We start from the raw sequence: 17,960 nt of genomic DNA on the forward strand, positions 1-17,960 counted from the left end.
CCGGAACGCCGCGACCAACCGGAACGCGTGCCGGCCCGCCCGGCGCGCCTGATCGAAGAGGTGCGAAACCGGCCATGGCCGTCGTCACCATGAAGCAGCTGCTCGACAGCGGCGTGCACTTCGGGCACCAGACCCGGCGCTGGAACCCGAAGATGAAGCGCTACATCTTCACCGAGCGCAACGGCATCTACATCATCGACCTCCAGCAGACGCTGTCGTACATCGACCGCGCCTACGAGTTCGTGAAGGAGACCGTCGCGCACGGCGGGTCCATCCTGTTCATCGGCACCAAGAAGCAGGCGCAGGAGGCCATCGCCAACGAGGCGCTCCGCGTCGGCATGCCCTACGTGAACCAGCGCTGGCTGGGCGGCATGCTCACCAACTTCTCCACCGTGCACAAGCGCCTCCAGCGGCTCAAGGAGCTGGAGTCGATGGAGCAGACCGGCGGTTTCCAGGGTTTCACCAAGAAGGAAATCCTGATGATGAACCGCGAGAAGGACAAGCTGGAGCGCACGCTCGGCGGTATCCGCGACATGTCCAAGGTGCCCAGCGCCGTGTGGATCGTGGACACCAAGAAGGAGCACATCGCGGTCGGTGAGGCGCGCAAGCTCAACATCCCGATCGTCGCGATCCTCGACACCAACTGCGACCCGGACGAGGTCGACTACCCGATCCCGGGCAACGACGACGCCATCCGGTCCGCCGCGCTGCTGACCAAGGTCGTCGCCGAGGCCGCCGCCGCCGGTCTCATGGCGCGTTCCGGTGCCCGCACCAACGCCGCCGCCGGTGACGACAAGCCCGAGCCGGGCGTCGCCACCGACGAGCCGCTGGCCGAGTGGGAGCAGGAGCTGCTCGTCGGCGCCGAGGCGACCGACAAGCCGGCCGCCGCCGAGGGTTCCGAGACCGTCCAGTCCTGATCCGTCGCGCGCCGCGCCCGAGACAACGGGCGCGGCGCGCACCGGGCCGCCCCTATTCCCCGCGCGTATCCCGCAGAAGGAACGGAAAACCGCACGATGGCGAACTACACCGCCCAGGACGTGAAGCGCCTGCGCGAGCTGACCGCCGCAGGCATGATGGACTGCAAGAAGGCGCTGGAGGAGACCGACGGCGACTTCGACAAGGCGGTCGAGCTCCTGCGCATCAAGGGTGCGAAGGACGTCGACAAGCGCGCCGCGCGCACGACCTCCAACGGCCTGGTGGCCGCCGAGGACGGCGTGATGATCGAGCTGCGCTGCGAGACGGACTTCGTCGCCAAGAACTCCGACTTCCAGGACCTGGCGTCCCGGATCGTCGCCGTCGCCAAGGCCTCGCGCCCGGCCGACGTCGAGGTCCTCAAGGCGACCGACCTCGACGGCCAGACCGTCGACGCCGCCGTCCAGGAGCTGTCCGCCAAGATCGGCGAGAAGCTGGAGCTGGCCAAGGTCGCCGTCTTCGACGGCACCGTGACCACCTACCTGCACCGCCGTGCCGCCGACCTGCCGCCCGCCGTGGGCGTCGTGGTCGAGTACACCGGCGACAGCGAGGAGGCCGCTCGCGGCGCCGCCATGCAGATCGCCGCGATGCGCCCGCGCTACCTCACCCGCGACGAGGTGCCGGCCGACGTCGTCGCCAACGAGCGCCGCATCGCCGAGGAGACCTCGCGCGAGGAGGGCAAGCCGGAGGCGGCGCTGCCCAAGATCGTCGAGGGTCGCGTGAACGGCTTCTTCAAGGACGTCGTGCTGCTGGAGCAGGCTTCCGTGACCGAGTCCAAGAAGACCGTCAAGGCCGTGCTGGACGAGGCCGGGATCGCCGTCACCCGCTTCGCCCGGTTCGAGGTCGGCGAGGCCTGATTCGCGTGAGGGCGGGGTTGCGCGAGGATGCAACCCCGCCCTTGCCGTGTCCAGAGGAGGACCTGTGAGCGCAGAGGTAGCCCACCCGGGCCCAGACGACGCCGAATCCGGTGGTTACCGCCGGGTCATGCTCAAGCTCGGTGGTGAGATGTTCGGCGGTGGCGGCGTGGGTGTCGACCCCGACGTCGTCCAGACCGTCTCCCGCCAGATCGCCGCGGTCGTCCGAACAGGCGTCCAGGTCGCCGTCGTCATCGGTGGCGGCAACTTCTTCCGGGGCGCGGAGCTCCAGCAGCGCGGCATGGACCGCAGCCGCGCCGACTACATGGGCATGCTCGGCACCGTCATGAACTGCCTGGCCCTCCAGGACTTCCTGGAGCGCGAGCACGGCATCGAGACCCGGGTGCAGACCGCCATCACCATGGGCCAGGTCGCCGAGTCCTACATCCCCCGCCGCGCCATGCGCCACCTGGAGAAGGGCCGCGTGGTCATCTTCGGCGGCGGCGCGGGCATGCCGTACTTCTCCACCGACACCACCGCCGCGCAGCGGGCGCTGGAGATCGGCTGCGAGGTCGTGCTGATGGCCAAGGCCGTGGACGGCATCTACACCGCCGACCCCAAGACCGACCCGGACGCGCTGATGTTCGACCACATCACCCACCGCGAGGTGCTGGAGCGCGGCCTCAACGTCGCCGACGCCACCGCGTTCAGCCTGTGCATGGACAACAACATGCCGATCATGGTGTTCAACCTGCTCACCGAGGGGAACATCGCGCGCGCCGTGCGTGGTGAGAAGATCGGGACGCTGGTGAGCACCCCCGGTGGTCGCCCGTCCTTCTAGACCTGCTGGGATTCGAGCCGAACTGCGCACACCACAAGGAGTAGCCGTGATCGACGAGACCCTCCTCGACGCCGAGGAGAAGATGGAAAAAGCGGTGTCCGTGGCGAAGGAAGACCTCGCGTCCGTGCGCACCGGCCGTGCTACACCCGCCATGTTCTCCCGCATCGTCGTCGAGTACTACGGTTCGCCGACCCCGCTGAACCAGCTGGCCAGCGTCGCCATCCCGGAGGCCCGGATGGCGGTCATCAAGCCCTACGACGCCAGCCAGCTCAACTCGGTCGAGAAGGCCATCCGCGACTCCGACCTGGGCGTCAACCCCAGCAACGACGGCTCGGTCATCCGCGTGGTGATCCCCCAGCTGTCCGAGGAGCGCCGCCGCGAGATGGTCAAGGTGGCCAAGGGCAAGGGCGAGGACGCCAAGGTCTCCATCCGCAACATCCGCCGCAAGGCCAAGGAAGAGCTGGACCGCCTGGTCAAGGACGGCGAGGTCGGCGAGGACGAGGGCGTCCGGGCCGAGAAGGAGCTGGAGAACGTCACCCACCGGTACGTCGCGCAGGTCGACGAGCTCGTCAAGCACAAGGAAACCGAGCTCCTCGAGGTCTGAGTTGAACGGCGCGACTGGCGTCGCGCGGCTCGGGTTGGGAGCGGCCGGGACACCGGCCGCGTGGATTGCTCGGCCGGGTGGTCGGTCGTGATGGGAGCACAGGTGTCAGGCGGCGGTGACCAGGGCGCGGCGGCCCCGAAGAGCCCGTCACGGGCGGGGCGGGACCTGCGCGCGGCCATCGCCGTCGGCGTGGGCCTCGGCGCGGTCATCCTGTTCGCGCTGTTCACGGTGCGGCAGTTGTTCATCGGTGTGGTCGCCATCGCCGTCGCCGTGTCGGTCTACGAGCTGACGGGCGCGTTGAAGCGCGCCGCGGACATCCGCGTCGTGCTGGTGCCCGTGCTCGTGGGCGCCCAGGCCGTGGTGTGGCTGGCCTGGCCGTTCGGGCGCGACGGCGTGCTGACGGCGTTCGTCGTCACCGTCCTGGTGTGCCTGCTGTGGCGGCTCAAGGACGGCGCGGACGGCTACCTGCGGGACGTCACCGCGTCCGTGTTCACGGTCGTGTACGTGGCGGTCTTCGGCTCCTTCGCGGTCATGCTGGTGGTCCCCGAGGACGGGGTCTTCCGGGTCCTGTGCTTCCTGATCGGCGTGGTCCTGTCCGACACCGGCGGCTACGCGGCCGGCGTGTTCTTCGGCAAGCACCCCATGGCGCCCACCATCAGCCCGAAGAAGTCCTGGGAGGGCTTCGCGGGGTCGATGGTCGCGGGGGTGGTCGGCGGCGCGCTCACCGTGCACCTCATGCTGGACGGCCAGTGGTGGCACGGCGCGCTGTTCGGCGCGGCGCTGGTGGTCACCGCGACGACCGGCGACCTGGTGGAGTCGCTGATCAAGCGCGACCTGGGGCTCAAGGACATGGGCACCCTGCTACCCGGTCACGGCGGTCTCATGGACCGCATGGACTCGCTGCTCCCTTCCGCTGTCGTGTCCTGGCTGCTGCTGAACGCGTTCGTGCCGGTCTGAGGCCCTGCCCGTCTGCCTAAGGGCACCGCCTGAGCGCATCGCCCCGGTTGAACGGCTCCGACCCCTCGTACGGGGCCGTTCCGCCGGTGGCGGGGTCGCTCAGGCGTCCGGTGTTGTCGGCCAAGCCGGGGTGATCAGGGAGAACGCCGAGCCGTACGGGTCGCGGACCACCGCGATGCGGCCGTAGGGCGAGTCGAAGGGCTGCACGTCCACCGTGCCGCCCAGCGCGGTGGCCTGCTCCGCCGCCTTGTCGGTGCCGACCTCGGGCGACACGGCGAAGTACACCATCCAGTGGGGTGTCAGGTCCGGCGGGAAGTCCGGTCCCATGCGCAGCCGCCCGGCCACCTCTGTGCCGCCGACCGACCAGACCTTGTAGTCGAGCTGCTCGCCGTCGCCCACCTGGCGTTCCTCGTAGCCGAACACCGAGCGGTAGAAGGCGTCCGCCACCTCCGTGTCCCGGGTGACGACCTCCTGCCACGCCAGCGCGCCCGGCCGACCGACGAGCACCGACTCGTCCGCTGTCGCCTGCCAGAACCCGACCACCGCGCCGGCCGGGTCGGTGACCAGCTGGACGTGGCCCTTGCCCGGGATCTCCAACGGACCCATGACCGTCTTCGCGCCCAGCTCGGCGGCCAGCGCGGACGTGCGGTCGAGGTCGGCTGTGTGCAGGTAGAGCAGCCAGCCCGGCGGTGTGGCCGCCGACGGCGGGTAGAGGCCTGCCACGGGCACGCCGTCGACCAGCGCGATCGTGTAGCCCTCGTACGCTTCCTGGTAGGTCCAGCCGAACAGGCCCGTGTAGAAGTCGCGGCTCGCGGTCGGGTCGCCCGTGGGCGTCTCCAACCAGGCCGGGGTACCGGGGGTGGACATCTCCCTCTCCTGCCGTCGATGCGGGTGTGGTGTGGATCGCATCGGACGCTACGGGAGGGGTACGACAATTCCGGGCCTGCGCGGGCCGGAAGGATTTCGGTCAGTCGTCGTAGGGGTCGTCCACCGGCGCGCCGATCTCCTGGTCCGACAGCGGCACGGCCCGGGACGGGTCGATCACCGAGAACACCGAACCGACGTGGTCCGCGACCACCGTCACGCGCCCGTACGGGGTGTCGTACGGCTCCACCGTGATGCGTCCGCCCAGCTCAAGCACCCTGGACGCGACCGAGTCGGTGCCGATCTCGGGTGCGGCGGTGAAGTACACCATCCAGTGCGCGGGCGTGTCGGACGGGAACGCCCGGCCCATCCGCTGCCGCCCCAGCACGGTGTGCCCCTCGACGCCCCAGATCGTGTAGTCCACGGCGTGCCCGTCACCGATCTGGGTGATTTCGAAGCCGCACAGCTCGCGGAAGAACTCGTCGGCCACCGCGCCGTCCCACGTGTTCAGCTCGGCCCACGCGTAGGCGCCGTGCCCGTCCGTGCCGAACAGCCAGTCCTGCGGCACGTGCCGGAACCCCACCACGCCCCCGGTCGGGTCCGCGACCAGCGTGGACACCTCGTCGGGCTCGCGCAGCACGTGCCCGCCCAGCGCGTGCACCTTCTCCGCCGTGGCGCGGGCGTGCGGGGTGTTGAGGTACAGCGTCCACCCGAAACCGCCGTCGGCGGACACCAGCTCCGCCACCGGCAGCCCGTCCACCACGGCGATCGTGCGGCCGTGCACGTCGGCGTAGGTCCAGCCGAACAGCCCGGTGTAGAAGTCGACGGCGGCCCGCGCGTCGACCACGGGCAGCTCGACCCAGCAGGGCGCGCCGTGGTGCAGCTCGGCCAGGGCGGGAGAGTTCGGGACGATCGACACCGTCTACCTCCTGCGAAGCCGGGGTTGATGATCACGCTACGGCTCTACAGTCGTCCCGTGAAGGGATTCGTCCGCGCCGCGTTGGCCGCCGTCCGCCCGGCCACGGTCCTGCCCAGTCCGAACATCTGGCACTGGCCCGACGTGTACGAGGTGGAGAACCGCGCACAGGACGTGGACGGCGCCATCTGGCAGGCGTTGCGGGAGGCCTGCGACTGGACCGGTGGGGACGTGGTGGACGTGGGCTGCGGCGACGGGTTCCACCTCGTCCGGTTCGCCAAACACGCGAAGTCGGTGATCGGCGTCGAACCGCACCCGCCGCTGGTCCAACGGGCCGCGAAGCGGGTCGCGGACGTGCCCAACGCGTCCGTCGTCGCCGGTCCCGCCCAACGCCTGCCGCTGCCGGACGCGAGCGCCGACCTGGTCCACGCCCGCACCGCCTACTTCTTCGGGCCGGGCTGCGAACCGGGCCTGTCCGAGGCCGACCGGGTGCTGCGGCCCGGCGGCACGCTCGCGATCGTGGACCTGGACGGCACCGCCGAGCCGTATGGGCCGTGGCTGTGCGCCGACGAACCCCGCTACCGCCCGGCGGAGGTGGAGGAGTTCTTCGCCGCGCAGGGCTTCGAGCTGCGTCGCGTCCGGGCGCTGTGGCGGTTCGAGACCCGCGCGGACCTGGAGGCCGTGCTGCGCATCGAGTTCTCCGCGAAGATCGCGGCGCGGGCGATCGCGCAGGTCCCGGGCCTGTCGTTCGAGGTCGGCTACCGGGTCCACACCAGACGGAAACCCACCGGTCTCGTGCTCCGGTGAGAGCGTGCACATAGGATCGGGGGCGTGGAGAACCGGAACGCGGTCAGGTTGGGACGCCGGGTCGGCGTGGTGGGTCTGGGGTGCTGGCAGCTCGGTGCCGACTGGGGCCAGGTGGACGAGTCGGACGCGCTGGCCGTGCTGCACGCCGCCGCCGACACGGGCGTGAACTTCTTCGACACCGCCGACGTCTACGGCGACGGGCGCAGCGAGACGCTCGTGGGCCGCTTCCTGCGCGAACGCGGGGACGACGGCATCACGGTGGCCACCAAGATGGGCCGCCGGGTCGAGCAGGTCCCGGAGAACTACACCCGCGAGAACTTCCTGGCCTGGAACGACCGGTCCCGCGCGAACCTCGGCGTGGACACCCTCGACCTGGTCCAGCTGCACTGCCCGCCGACGCCCGTGTACTCCACCGACGAGGTGTTCGACGCGCTGGACGAGATGGTCGAGGCCAAGCGGATCGCCGCGTACGGCGTGTCCGTGGAGACCGTGGACGAGGCGCTGACGGCCATCGCGCGGCCGGGCGTGGCCAGCGTCCAGATCATCCTCAACGCGTTCCGGCTCAAGCCGCTGGAGCGGGTGCTGCCGGCCGCCGCCGAGGCCGGTGTCGCGATCATCGCGCGCGTGCCGCTGGCGTCGGGGCTGCTGTCCGGCAAGTACACGCGGGACACGAAGTTCGGCGAGGACGACCACCGCAACTACAACCGGCACGGCGAGGCCTTCGACGTCGGCGAGACGTTCTCCGGCGTGCCGTACGAGGTGGGGCTGGAGGCCGTGGAACGGCTGCGCCCGCTGGTCCCGGCCGGTGCGACGCTCGCGCAGTTCGCGCTGCGCTGGATCATCGACCAGCCGGGCGTCACCGTGGTGATCCCGGGCGCCCGCAACCCGGAGCAGGCGCGGGCGAACTCGGCGGCGGCGGACCTCGCCCCGCTGACCGTGCAGGACGAGGTCCGCGCCGTCTACGACGAGTTGGTGCGGCCGCTGGTGCACGACCGCTGGTAGGTCACTCCTCGTCTTCCTCGACGTCCAGCTCGCCGAGGATCGCGTACAGCTTGCGCCGTGCCTCGTTGAGGACCTCCACGGCGCGGGCCTGCTGCTCACGCGTGCCCGCGTGGGCCATCTGGTGCATGGCCGCGCCCAAGTGCCGCGCGGCCGTGCGCAGCTTCGCCGCGCCCGCGTCCTGGTCGTCGGTCACCTGCTGCCACGGCGGGGTGTCGCCGAGCTTGGCCGCCTCGGCGCTGCCCGCCTCGGTGAGCGCGAACAGCTTCTTGCCGCCGGCCTCCTCGGTGGAGGTCACCAGGCCCTCGTCGGCCAGCAGTTGGAGGGTCGGGTAGACCGAGCCGGGGCTGGGTCGCCACAGGCCGTCGGTGCGCTGCCCGATCTCCTGGATCATCTCGTAGCCGTGCATGGGCCGTTCGGCCAGCAGGCTCAACACCGCCGCGCGCACGTTGCCCTTGCGCTGCCGGCCGCGTCCGCCGCGGCGGAACAAGTCCGGCGGGCCGGGCGGGATCGGCGGGCCGCCGAAGGGCGGGAAGCCGCCGAAGCCGCGCCGCGGGTCGCCGAAGCCGTGGTCGCGCTGGAAGCGCTCGTGGAGCCGGTGTCCTGGGTGGTGGGGGTGCATACGCATGTCGTTGCTCCTTCTGCGATCGGTTCTGACACATCAACGATATATCGGAACCTGTCGCGATGCAACGGTCTGCCTTGTCGTGAGGTCGTGGGACACTGGAGGGTGCTATGACTGCCCTTCCCCTCGTGTTCGACGCGCCCAAGCGCGGCCTGCCGCCGCGCCACCTCGCCGACCTCACCGCCGACCAGCGGAAAGAGGCCGTGGCGGCACTGGGTGAGAAGCCCTTCCGGGCCGCTCAGCTGTCCCACCACTACTTCAGCCGGCTGACCGTCGACCCGGCGGAGATGACCGACATCCCGGCCGCGTCGCGCGAACGCCTGGTGACCGACCTCATGCCGCCGCTGTGGACGCAGCTGCGGGCGGTCGAGGCGGACGGGGGCGCGACCCGCAAGACCCTGCTCCGCGCGCACGACGGGACGCTGGTCGAGTCGGTGCTCATGCGCTACCCGGACCGGGCGACCCTGTGCATCTCGTCGCAGGCGGGGTGCGGCATGGCGTGCCCGTTCTGCGCGACCGGCCAGGGCGGTCTCACGCGCAACCTGTCCACGGCGGAGATCGTGGACCAAGTGCGTCGGGGCGCGGCGGCCATGCGCGACGGCGAGCTGCCGGGCGGGCCGGGGCGGCTGTCGAACATCGTCTTCATGGGCATGGGCGAGCCGCTGGCCAACTACAAGCGGGTCGTCGAGGCCGTGCACCGGATCTGCGACCCGGCGCCGTCCGGGTTGGGGATCTCGCAGCGGTCGGTGACCGTGTCCACGGTCGGCCTGGTGCCCGCGATCCGCAAGCTGACCGAGGAGAACTTGCAGGTCAGGCTGGCGGTGTCGTTGCACACCCCGGATGACGAGCTGCGTGACACGCTGGTGCCGGTGAACACGCGGTGGAAGGTCGCCGAGGTGCTGGAGGCCGCGAAGGGGTACGCGGACAAGACCGGGCGGCGGGTCAGCATCGAGTACGCGCTGATCCGGGACATCAACGACCAGCCGTGGCGGGCGGACCTGCTCGGGAAGCTCCTGCGCAAGCACCTGGGGCAGCTGGTCCACGTGAACGTGATCCCGCTGAACCCCACGCCGGGGTCGAAGTGGGACGCGTCGCCCAAGCCGGTGGAGCGGGAGTTCGTGCGCCGGGTCAACGAGCAGGGCGTGGCCTGCACCGTGCGCGACACGCGTGGCCAGGAGATCGCCGCCGCCTGCGGCCAGCTCGCCGCCGAGGGCTGACCGGGCCGTCGGGCGCGACCGGATAGCATCCCCGCGTCCGACGAGGGGGGTTCGGTGGAGTCGAAGCTGGTCGCGGGGCGTTATGCGACGATCCGCGAGCTCGGCCGCGGCGGCATGGGTGTCGTGTGGTTGGCCGAGGACCGGGTGATCGGGCGCCGGGTCGCGCTCAAGGAGTTGCGCACGTCCTCGCCCACCGAGGTGGACCGGGTGCTGCGGGAGGCGCGCACCGCCGGGCGGTTGAACAGTCCGGCCGTGGTGACGGTGCACGACGTGCTGTCCGAGCACGGCACCACCTACATCGTGATGGAACTGGTCGAGGCGCCCACCCTGGCCGACCTGATGCGCGGTGGCCCGCTGCCCGCCGACCGCGTCGCGTCCATCGGGCTCGAAGTGCTCAAAGCGCTGGAGACCGCCCACGCGGCCGGCGTCGTGCACCGGGACGTCAAGCCGAGCAACATCATGGTGCTGCCCGACGGTGGGGTGAAGCTCGCCGACTTCGGCATCGCCCGTGCCATGGACGACCCCGGCCTCACCGCCACCGGCGGCGTGATGGGCTCGCCCGGGTACATGGCGCCCGAGCTGTTCCACGGTCGGCCGCCGTCGCCCGCCTCCGACCTCTGGGCGCTGGGTGCCACGCTCTTCCACGCCGCCGAGGGGCGTTCGCCGTTCCAGCGCGAGACGACCGCCGCCACGATGCACGCGATCATGTACGAAGCTCCGGTCCTGCGGCGGACGACGGGCGCGTTGGCCCAGGTCATCACCGGTCTCCTGACGCAAGCCGCCGAGGGGCGCGCGACCGCGGCGCAGGTCCGGGCGCTGCTGACCGACCGGACCCGGCCGGTGGCCGCGCGCGAGCCGGACACGGTGATCATCGAAGCGCCGACCTCGTACGTCACCACCCAGCCGCCCTCGGACACCCGTCCCGGCTGGGGTGACGCCTGGGAGGACGAGTCGCCCAAGCCCAAGCGGCGGGTCGCGGTGCTCGCCGGGGCCGCGGTCGTCGTGACGGCGCTGGCGTTGACGGCGGTCTTCGTCCTGGGGCCGGACACCGAGACCGGGCGTGCGTCCGGCGCGCAGGGGACCGACCCGTCGTCGTCGGCCGCGACCACCACCTCCCTCTCGGCCGCGTCGAGCTCGGAGGCGCCCAGCTCGACAGCCCCGTCGAGCAGTACGGCGGCGACCTCCACGACGACCACCACCGCCGCGCCCGCCACCACGACCACGCTGAAGGACACCCCGCCCCCGCAGGCGACCACCCCGGCCAAGCCACCGCGCCAGGTGACCGTGTTCACCCGCTACCGCAGCGGCGACGGCTGGCACTACAGCGGCTCCACCCAGCTCGGCGTGCCCGCCGGGTACACCGCCGAGGGGCCGCTGGGCAAGCTCGCCGTGAACGCCGAACCCGGCACCCGGCCGCTGTACTCGTGCATCGTCAACAACAGCAGCGACCGCATGACGTCGGTGTCGGCCAACTGCGAGAACCAGCAGGTCTACGGCCTGCTCGGGCACATCTTCACCCAGCAGCCCGCCGACGCCCGCGCCCAGCAGCTGTACCGGTGCAACCTGGGCGGCCACCACTTCGAGTCGCTCAGCCCGACCTGCGAGGGCAAGACGGTCGAGTTCTCGTTGGGCTGGGTGCTGGCGAACTAGGTCCGCACCACGACGGCGGTGGCGTTGTCGTTGCCGCCGGCGGCTTCCGAGTCGGCGAGCAGGGCAGCGACCGCCTGCTCCGGCGTGGACGTCCGGAGGACGTCCAGGATGCGGTGGTACGGGACCTGTTCGGCCACGCCGTCCGTGCACAGCAGGTAGACGTCGCCCGACTGCGGTCGGAGGTGGAGCAGGTCCGGGTCGGGGTGGGACGGGTGGCCCACGTAGCGGGTCAGCTGGTAGCGGGCCGCGTGGGCCTGCGGGGAGTCGTGGGGCCACCAGCCGTGCACCGCGCCCAGCCACGCCATCGTGTGGTCGACGGTCAGCAGTTCGAGCAGGCCCGAGCGCAGGCGGTAGGCGCGGGAGTCGCCCAGTTGGGCCAGCCACAGGCCGTCCAGGGCCTCCACCAGCGCGGTCAGCGTGCAGCCGGCCAGGGTGCCGGACGAGCGGCCGAAGTCCGAGACGGTTCGGTGGGCTTCGGCCAGCGCCGGGCGGAGGCCCGCCACGCCTGAAGCGGTCACGTGGGAGACGACCAGGTCCACCGCGGTGCGGCTCGCCATGGCACTGCCGGGACCGTCGCCCATGCCGTCCGCTACGACCGCCAGCAGCGGCTCGGTGGACAGGTGGGCGACGTCGAAGTTGGCGCGGTAGCGGCGGCCCGTCTCAGAGCCCGCCGCGGCGGTGTGCACGGCTCAGCGGCGCCACGAGGTGCGGCTGCGGACCTGCTCCCAGATCAGCAGGATCGCCATGCCGGTGCCGAACGCGATCACCCAGATGTTCTCGGTGCGCCCGTGGTGGTTGCCGATGAGCAGCGAGAACGTCGCCAGCACGGACAGCCAACCCGCGATGCGGATGCCCTTGGGGAAAGTGCCGTGCCAACCCCACTCGGCCGACGGCTCGTCGTGGGTGTCGACCGCCGGACGCTTGTCCAGTTCCGAGGACGAAGACACAGCCGCACGACCTTCCTGCCCGATCAAGTTCACGTACGGCGTCATCGTCGCACATGATGGGCACGGGGGAGACGTGAGGTGCGCGGCACTGCCCCGGCGTCTAACGTCACGCGCTGTGCGAAAGGCGACGAGTTGACCGACAAGCTCGAAGTCGGCCTCTACGGGGTCACCAAGCGCTTCTCCGACCAGACCGCGGTGGACGACCTCTCGCTGCGGGTCCACGAAGGTGAGTTCTTCTCGGTGCTCGGCCCCTCGGGCTGCGGCAAGACGACGCTGCTGCGCATGATCGCCGGGTTCGAGCACCCGGACGCGGGGCGCATCGAGCTCGACGGCGTCGACATGGTCGGTGTGCCGCCCTATCGCCGGGACGTCAACACGGTCTTCCAGTCCTATGCGCTGTTCCCGCACATGTCGGTGTGGGACAACGTTGCCTACGGCGTGAAGCGCAAGGGTGTGCGCGGCAGCGCTCTGAAGAAGACCGTGGGCGAACACCTGGAACTGGTGCGGTTGAGCCAGTACGCCAAGCGTCGCCCGGCGCAGTTGTCCGGTGGGCAGCAGCAGCGGGTGGCGATCGCGCGTGCGCTGGCCGCCGGACCCCGGTTGCTCCTGCTGGACGAACCGCTGGGCGCGCTGGACGCCGTGCTGCGCAAGGAGTTGCAGATCGAGCTGATGCGCATCCAGCGCGAGGTGGGCACGACGTTCCTGTACGTCACCCACGACCAGGAGGAGGCCCTCGTCCTCTCGCACCGCGTGGCCGTGATGAACGCCGGCAAGGTCGAGCAGGTCGGCTACCCGGAGGACGTCTACGAGCGGCCCGCGACCCGGTTCGTCGCCGGGTTCATCGGCACGTCGAACGTCCTGGACGCCAAGGTGTCCGGTGTGGACGGCCGCTGGGTCGAGCTGGACGCGGCGGGCGCGACCCGGCTGCGTGCGCCGCTGGTCGGCGAGGTCCGCCACGGGCAGCGGGTGGCGGCGACCGTGCGGCCGGAGAAGGTCCACCTCCACGACCGCGACACCGAACCGCCCGCGGGCTGGTGCGTGGTGGCCGGCACCGTCCGCGACGTCGTCTACACCGGGGTGTCGACCCAGTTCGTGGTCGACGTGCCCGGCGGCGGCGAACTGGTCGCATTCGTGCAGAACACGCGCCGCATCGACGACGCGGGCGCGCCCGGCCGGCCCGTGTGGCTGGGCTGGGACCCCGACTTCACCGTGCTGTTGGAGAGCGCCGATGACTGATCGAAACCTCCGGATCGCCCGCCTGTGGGACGCCGGGGTGAGCCGCCGCACGATGCTGCGCTCCACGGCGTTCTTCGCGCTCGCCGCGACGGGCGCGTGCGGCGTGGGCGAAGCGCCGTCGAACCCGGCCGCGCCCACGTCGAAGGCCAAGGCGGTCAACGCGAAGGACGAGCCGAAGCTCAACTTCTACAACTGGACCGACTACATCGCCCCCGACACGCTGTCCGGCTTCAAGACCGCCAGCGGCATCGACGTCACTTACGACAACTTCAGCACCAACGACGAGATGGAAGCCAAGATCGCGTCCGGCGCGGCGGGCTACGACCTGGTCGTGCCCAGCGACAACTTCCTGCGCCGGTTCCTGCGCGCCGGCCTGCTCTCGCCGCTGGACCACGACCTGCTGCCGAACCTGAAGAACCTCGAGAAGCGGTTCACCGAGGCCGACTACGACCCGGGCAACGCCTACTCGGTGCCGTGGGCGTGGGGCACGACCGGTCTGGCGTACGCGAAGTCCCAGGTCGGGGACGTGTCCGGGTTCTCCGCCTACGACCTGGCCGCCGCCCAGGGCCGCAGCACGATCCTGGACGAAGCCCGCGACGGTCTGGCGCTGGGCCTGCTCAAGGCGGGCCACGACCCGAACACCACCGACCCGAAGCACCTCGACGAGGCGGTCAAGGTGCTGCTGGAGCTGAAGAAGAAGATCGGGCAGATCACCTCCGACGTCATCGAGCCGCTGACCGGCGGGCAGGTGCCGTTGGCGCAGGCCTACTCCGGTGACGCGTTCCAGGCGCGGGACGCCAACCCGGACATCGCCTACGCCATCCCGGCCGAGGGTGGTCTGTCCTATGTGGACCTGCTGTGCATCCCGAAGGACGCGCCGCACGCCGCCAACGCGCACAAGTTCATCGACTACGTCCTCGGGCCGGAGGTGGGCGCGGCGCTGGCCAACGCCGTCCGGTACGGCAGCCCGAACGCCGCCGCGAAGCCGTTGATCGACAAGGAACTGCTGGACGACCCGCTGGTGTACCCGTCCGCCGAGCAGTTGGCGAAGCTGCCGTTCACCAAGGACCTGGGCGCGGAGGTCGAGGCGCGGTACGCCGACGCGTGGACCAAGGTCAAGACGGGCTGATGGCGTCGCCCCGGCGTCGGTGGCTCGTCGCCACCGGCCTGCTCACGCCCACCGGGCTGTGGCTCGGCGTGTTCCTCATCGCGCCCCTGGTGCTGGTGATGCAGTTCAGCTTCGCCACGCGCGACACCGGGGTGGCGCGGGCGGTGCTGCCGTGGACCTCGCAGGCGTACCTGACCGCGTTGGACCCGGCGTTCCTGCCGATCTTCGGGCGCACGCTGGCGTACGCGGGCGTGACGACGATGTTGTGCCTGCTGCTGGGGTTCCCGCTGGCGTGGTTCATCGCGCGGCACGGCGGGCGGTACCGGACGGCGTTGCTGGCGGCGGTGCTGGTGCCGTTCTGGTCGTCGTACCTGGCGCGGATCTACGCGTGGAAGGCGCTGCTGGACGGGGAAGGCCTGGTCAACCGGCTGCTCGGGGCGGTGGGGCTGGGGCGGGACGGCGGGTTCCTGCTCACCCACGGCGCCGTGGTGCTGGGGCTGACGTACGGGTTCCTGCCGTTCATGGTGTTGCCGCTGTACGTGGCGTGCGAGCGGTTCGACCACCGGCTGGTGGAGGCGTCCTACGACCTCGGGCACGGGCGGTTGTCGACGTTCCGCCGGGTGGTGCTGCCCGGGGTGTTCCCGGGGGTGCTGGCGGGGTCGTTGCTGGTCCTGGTGCCGGCGGCGGGGGACTTCGTGACGCCCCGGCTGCTGGGCGGGGTGGACCAGTCGACGTTCGGCAGCGTGATCGACGACCAGTTCCGGGGCGGCAACAACTGGCCGTTGGGGTCGGCGATGGCGGTGTTGTTGCTGGTCCTGGTGGTCGTGGTGCTGGTGCTGCGAGGGCGGCGCGGGGAGGACGTGCTGTGAGCCGGCGGCCGTGGGCGCTGGGTGCGGTGGCGGCGCTCGTCTTCGCGTTCCTCTACCTGCCGATCCTGTGGTTGGCGCTGGTGTCGTTCAACGAGTCGCGGTCGCTGAGCCGGATCACGGGGCTGTCGACCCGGTGGTACGCGGAACTGTTCGACGATTCCCGGGTCCTGGAGTCGTTGGGGCTGACGTTGCGGCTGGCCGGAACCAGCGCGGTCGTGTCGACGGTCATCGGGACGTTGGCGGCGTTCGGGCTGCGACGGGCGTTCCCGGGGCGCGGGCTGTGGACGGTGCTGCTGAGCCTGCCGCTGGTGGTGCCCGAGGTGGTGCTGGGGGTGGCGCTGCTGGGGTTCTGCGTGAAGCTCGCGGGCATCCCGCTGGGGTTCGGGGCGCTGCTCGCGGCGCACGTGGCGTTCTCGCTGAGCTTCGTGGTCGTGGTGGTGCGGGCGCGGGTCGCGGGGATGGACGCCCGGCTGGAGGAGGCCGCCGCGGACCTCGGGGCGGGGCCGCTGGTCGCGTTCCGGACGGTGACCCTGCCGCTGGTGGCCCCGGCGGTGGCGGCGGGGGCGGCGTTCGCGTTCCTGCTGTCCTTCGACGACGTGGTGACCTCGAGTTACCTGACCGGGGTCGGGTCCACGACGTTGCCGGTGTTCGTCTACGCGCAGGCGAGCAAGCGCGGGGTGTCGCCGGAGATCGTGGCCCTGTCCACGCTGATGGTCGCGACCAGTGCGGCCCTGCTCGTCGCGGGTGTCCTGGTCGCGGCGAAACGTGCGCGAGCGTCAACTTTCGTCGGCTCGATCCGCGACGAATGAACGCCGTGGCGCGCGGGGGGAGTGTTTACCGTTGTCCGTTGTGACGTCCGTCGTTCAGCGCTTGCGGCCCGAGGCGGTGGCCCTGAAGGCCGCCCCGCGGGAGTTCCTCCGCACCCACGCCGAGCGGCTGGGCCAGGTCACGGCGTGGCGGGTCGGGCGGGAGCTGCTGGCCCTCGCGCTCATCGTCGTGCTGGACGTCTACCCGGGGTTCATCGCCGGTCCGGAGCAGGTCCACGACTGGCGCGCGGTCCCCATCGCCTTCGGCTACGCGGGCCTGTACCTCCTGCGCCTGGGCTTCCCGGCGATCGCGATGTTGGGCGGGGTCTGGGTCGTGTTCGGCTACGAGCACGGCGGCATCGCGATCGTCATCATGCTGGCCTACGCGGCCGGCTACCGGATCGTGTCGTGGCAGCGCGCCCTGGTCACCGCCGCGCTCGGCCTGGCCGTCTACATGCTCGCGTGGGACATGTCCGCGCCCACGCTCAGCGGGCCGCTCGGGTCGTGGGTCATCCTCACCGTCTACGGCATGGTCGTGGTCCTGCCGTTCCTCGTCGGCCGCTACACCGCCCAGCGCAACGCCCTGGTCGCGGCGTTGCAGGAGCGTGAAGAGCGGGTCGTGCGGGAACGGCGCATGGTGTCCCGCCAGGTCCGCCTGCGGGAGCGGAACCGGATCGCGCAGGACATGCACGACAGCCTCGGGCACCGGCTCAGCCTCATCTCCGTGCACGCGGGCGCGTTGTCGCTGGACTCCGGGCTCGGCGAGAAGCAGCGCGAGGCCGTGCAGGTGCTGCGCAGCGCGGCGCTGACGGCGATGGAGGAGCTGCGGGGTGTCATCGGCGTGCTGCGCCGCGACGAGCCCGACGAGGAGCAGGTCCGGCGCACCGTGGACGCCATCGACGAGCTGGTCGACGGCGCGCGGCGGGCCGGCGTGCGGGTGAGCCTGGTGCGCGGCGGCCAACCGTGCCCGCTGCCCGCGAAGGTCAGCCACGCCGCGTACCGGATCGCGCAGGAGGGCCTGACCAACGCCAGCAAGCACGCGCCGGGCGCGAGCGTGCAGGTGACCGTCAAGTACGAGCCGGACGCGCTGGTCGTGGAGGTCCGCAACAACCCGCCCCGGGTCAAGCCGCGCGACGGCGCCGGGTTCGGGCTGATCGGCCTGGGCGAGCGGGTGCGCCTGGCGGGCGGCATGCTGCACGTCGGCGAGCTGCCGTCGGGCGGGTTCCGGATCGCGGCCGTGCTGCCGTACGAGGACACCGCCGCCTCCGACGACGAGCCGTCCGACGAGTTCGAGGTGCCCGTCGAGCAGGCCAAACCCGCGACCGGCATCCGCAAGTGGGCCGGGGTCGGGTCCATCGTGCTGGCCGGGGTGGTCGTGCTGGTCGTGGTCGCCGGGTACGTGTGGCTGGGCAGCCAGCCGCTGACCAAGGTGGTGACGCCGGAGGTGTACGAGCGGGCGTCGGTCGGCGACGCGGAGGCGGACGTGCGGGCGAGGTTCCCGGGCGGGTCGTCGCCGGTGCTCAGCGACCTGCGGGAGGGCTCCGAGCCCGAACCGGCGGGTGCTTCCTGCGAGTACTTCGTCACGGACGAGCAGACCTACACGTCCGGCGGGATCAAAGTCGTGCGCTTCTGCTTCGCGGACGGCAAGCTCGTCGAGAAGAAGATCCACCTGCACCATGGGGCGTGAA

19 protein-coding genes are annotated in these 17,960 nt (G+C 71.2%); 14 read left to right on the top strand and 5 right to left on the bottom strand.

All coding sequences use genetic code 11. The annotated features are described in order from the left end of the window. Nucleotides 1-74 precede the first annotated feature (74 nt). The 5 genes from rpsB to DFJ66_RS31340 all read left to right on the top strand — a co-directional run bounded on the left by rpsB (nucleotide 75) and on the right by DFJ66_RS31340 (nucleotide 4,228). A complete protein-coding gene (gene rpsB / locus DFJ66_RS31320; protein ID WP_121226500.1) occupies nucleotides 75-917 on the top strand; it encodes a 30S ribosomal protein S2 in 843 nt (280 codons plus the stop codon). A gap of 96 nt (nucleotides 918-1,013) precedes the next feature. Further along, nucleotides 1,014-1,829, top strand: a complete 816-nt coding sequence (gene tsf, locus DFJ66_RS31325; protein WP_121226502.1) for a translation elongation factor Ts — start codon at nucleotides 1,014-1,016, stop codon at nucleotides 1,827-1,829. A gap of 127 nt (nucleotides 1,830-1,956) precedes the next feature. After that, on the top strand, nucleotides 1,957-2,667 hold the full coding sequence (pyrH, locus tag DFJ66_RS31330; RefSeq protein WP_246030263.1) for a UMP kinase: 711 nt from the start codon (nucleotides 1,957-1,959) through the stop codon (nucleotides 2,665-2,667). Between the two features lie 46 nt (nucleotides 2,668-2,713). Continuing rightward, complete coding sequence (gene frr, locus DFJ66_RS31335; RefSeq protein ID WP_121226506.1) at nucleotides 2,714-3,271, top strand: ribosome recycling factor; 558 nt, start codon at nucleotides 2,714-2,716, stop codon at nucleotides 3,269-3,271. A 90-nt stretch (nucleotides 3,272-3,361) separates the two neighbouring features. Next, nucleotides 3,362-4,228: a phosphatidate cytidylyltransferase gene (locus DFJ66_RS31340; RefSeq protein WP_121226509.1), complete on the top strand. Its 867-nt coding sequence runs from the start codon at nucleotides 3,362-3,364 to the stop codon at nucleotides 4,226-4,228. A 99-nt stretch (nucleotides 4,229-4,327) separates the two neighbouring features. Here DFJ66_RS31340 and DFJ66_RS31345 read toward each other — a convergent pair whose 3' ends face one another. Together DFJ66_RS31345 and DFJ66_RS31350 are read right to left on the bottom strand one after the other, a co-directional pair. Continuing rightward, a complete protein-coding gene (locus DFJ66_RS31345; RefSeq protein WP_121226511.1) occupies nucleotides 4,328-5,095 on the bottom strand; it encodes a VOC family protein in 768 nt (255 codons plus the stop codon). A 100-nt stretch (nucleotides 5,096-5,195) separates the two neighbouring features. Continuing rightward, nucleotides 5,196-6,011, bottom strand: coding sequence for a VOC family protein (locus DFJ66_RS31350; RefSeq protein WP_121226517.1), 816 nt, complete (start codon nucleotides 6,009-6,011; stop codon nucleotides 5,196-5,198). A gap of 57 nt (nucleotides 6,012-6,068) precedes the next feature. Here DFJ66_RS31350 and DFJ66_RS31355 point away from each other — a divergent pair, with 57 nt between their 5' ends. Together DFJ66_RS31355 and DFJ66_RS31360 are read left to right on the top strand one after the other, a co-directional pair. After that, complete coding sequence (locus DFJ66_RS31355) at nucleotides 6,069-6,815, top strand: class I SAM-dependent methyltransferase (protein ID WP_246029972.1); 747 nt, start codon at nucleotides 6,069-6,071, stop codon at nucleotides 6,813-6,815. 24 nt (nucleotides 6,816-6,839) lie between these two features. Beyond that, complete coding sequence (locus tag DFJ66_RS31360) at nucleotides 6,840-7,817, top strand: aldo/keto reductase (protein WP_121226521.1); 978 nt, start codon at nucleotides 6,840-6,842, stop codon at nucleotides 7,815-7,817. A gap of 1 nt (nucleotide 7,818) precedes the next feature. On the opposite strand, the gene DFJ66_RS31365 is transcribed toward DFJ66_RS31360, so the two are convergent. Next, nucleotides 7,819-8,442, bottom strand: coding sequence for a PadR family transcriptional regulator (locus DFJ66_RS31365; protein ID WP_121226523.1), 624 nt, complete (start codon nucleotides 8,440-8,442; stop codon nucleotides 7,819-7,821). A 107-nt stretch (nucleotides 8,443-8,549) separates the two neighbouring features. On the opposite strand from DFJ66_RS31365, the gene rlmN reads away from it, so the two are divergent. Both rlmN and DFJ66_RS31375 read left to right on the top strand, forming a co-directional pair. Continuing rightward, nucleotides 8,550-9,656: a dual-specificity RNA methyltransferase RlmN gene (gene rlmN / locus DFJ66_RS31370; protein WP_121226525.1), complete on the top strand. Its 1,107-nt coding sequence runs from the start codon at nucleotides 8,550-8,552 to the stop codon at nucleotides 9,654-9,656. A gap of 54 nt (nucleotides 9,657-9,710) precedes the next feature. Continuing rightward, complete coding sequence (locus DFJ66_RS31375; protein ID WP_121226527.1) at nucleotides 9,711-11,306, top strand: serine/threonine-protein kinase; 1,596 nt, start codon at nucleotides 9,711-9,713, stop codon at nucleotides 11,304-11,306. On the opposite strand, the gene DFJ66_RS31380 is transcribed toward DFJ66_RS31375, so the two are convergent. Then, complete coding sequence (locus DFJ66_RS31380; protein WP_121226529.1) at nucleotides 11,303-11,992, bottom strand: PP2C family protein-serine/threonine phosphatase; 690 nt, start codon at nucleotides 11,990-11,992, stop codon at nucleotides 11,303-11,305. The two genes, DFJ66_RS31375 and DFJ66_RS31380, sit on opposite strands and share 4 nt — an antisense overlap. Nucleotides 11,993-11,995: 3 nt before the next feature. Further along, nucleotides 11,996-12,298, bottom strand: a complete 303-nt coding sequence (locus DFJ66_RS31385) for a DUF2631 domain-containing protein (RefSeq protein WP_246029973.1) — start codon at nucleotides 12,296-12,298, stop codon at nucleotides 11,996-11,998. Between the two features lie 87 nt (nucleotides 12,299-12,385). Here DFJ66_RS31385 and DFJ66_RS31390 point away from each other — a divergent pair, with 87 nt between their 5' ends. Genes DFJ66_RS31390 through DFJ66_RS31410 form a run of 5 tightly spaced genes read left to right on the top strand, consistent with a single transcriptional unit; the run spans nucleotide 12,386 to nucleotide 17,959 of the window. Then, nucleotides 12,386-13,489, top strand: coding sequence for an ABC transporter ATP-binding protein (locus DFJ66_RS31390; RefSeq protein WP_121226531.1), 1,104 nt, complete (start codon nucleotides 12,386-12,388; stop codon nucleotides 13,487-13,489). Beyond that, nucleotides 13,482-14,618, top strand: coding sequence for a polyamine ABC transporter substrate-binding protein (locus tag DFJ66_RS31395; protein WP_121226533.1), 1,137 nt, complete (start codon nucleotides 13,482-13,484; stop codon nucleotides 14,616-14,618). Before DFJ66_RS31390 ends, DFJ66_RS31395 begins: the two co-directional genes overlap by 8 nt. Then, the gene (locus DFJ66_RS31400; RefSeq protein WP_121226535.1) at nucleotides 14,618-15,466 is read left to right on the top strand and encodes an ABC transporter permease; all 849 of its coding nucleotides are present in this window, start codon (nucleotides 14,618-14,620) and stop codon (nucleotides 15,464-15,466) included. The genes DFJ66_RS31395 and DFJ66_RS31400 overlap by 1 nt, the downstream gene beginning before the upstream one ends. Continuing rightward, complete coding sequence (locus DFJ66_RS31405; RefSeq protein WP_121226537.1) at nucleotides 15,463-16,275, top strand: ABC transporter permease; 813 nt, start codon at nucleotides 15,463-15,465, stop codon at nucleotides 16,273-16,275. The genes DFJ66_RS31400 and DFJ66_RS31405 overlap by 4 nt, the downstream gene beginning before the upstream one ends. Nucleotides 16,276-16,315: 40 nt before the next feature. After that, nucleotides 16,316-17,959, top strand: coding sequence for a sensor histidine kinase (locus DFJ66_RS31410; protein ID WP_246029974.1), 1,644 nt, complete (start codon nucleotides 16,316-16,318; stop codon nucleotides 17,957-17,959). Nucleotide 17,960: the final 1 nt, after the last annotated feature.

Origin of the sequence: Saccharothrix variisporea (genome assembly GCF_003634995.1) — a bacterium.
GTDB lineage: Bacteria > Actinomycetota > Actinomycetes > Mycobacteriales > Pseudonocardiaceae > Actinosynnema > Actinosynnema variisporeum.

Bases quoted from the DNA above. Each gene is read 5' to 3' on its own strand.
- DFJ66_RS31385 (WP_246029973.1), bottom strand. From the start codon at position 12,298: ATGACGCCGTACGTGAACTTGATCGGGCAGGAAGGTCGTGCGGCTGTG.
- rlmN (WP_121226525.1), top strand. From the start codon at position 8,550: ATGACTGCCCTTCCCCTCGTGTTCGACGCGCCCAAGCGCGGCCTGCCG.
- DFJ66_RS31345 (WP_121226511.1), bottom strand. From the start codon at position 5,095: ATGTCCACCCCCGGTACCCCGGCCTGGTTGGAGACGCCCACGGGCGAC.
- rpsB (WP_121226500.1), top strand. From the start codon at position 75: ATGGCCGTCGTCACCATGAAGCAGCTGCTCGACAGCGGCGTGCACTTC.
- DFJ66_RS31340 (WP_121226509.1), top strand. From the start codon at position 3,362: ATGGGAGCACAGGTGTCAGGCGGCGGTGACCAGGGCGCGGCGGCCCCG.
- DFJ66_RS31365 (WP_121226523.1), bottom strand. From the start codon at position 8,442: ATGCGTATGCACCCCCACCACCCAGGACACCGGCTCCACGAGCGCTTC.
- tsf (WP_121226502.1), top strand. From the start codon at position 1,014: ATGGCGAACTACACCGCCCAGGACGTGAAGCGCCTGCGCGAGCTGACC.
- DFJ66_RS31395 (WP_121226533.1), top strand. From the start codon at position 13,482: ATGACTGATCGAAACCTCCGGATCGCCCGCCTGTGGGACGCCGGGGTG.
- DFJ66_RS31400 (WP_121226535.1), top strand. From the start codon at position 14,618: ATGGCGTCGCCCCGGCGTCGGTGGCTCGTCGCCACCGGCCTGCTCACG.
- pyrH (WP_246030263.1), top strand. From the start codon at position 1,957: ATGCTCAAGCTCGGTGGTGAGATGTTCGGCGGTGGCGGCGTGGGTGTC.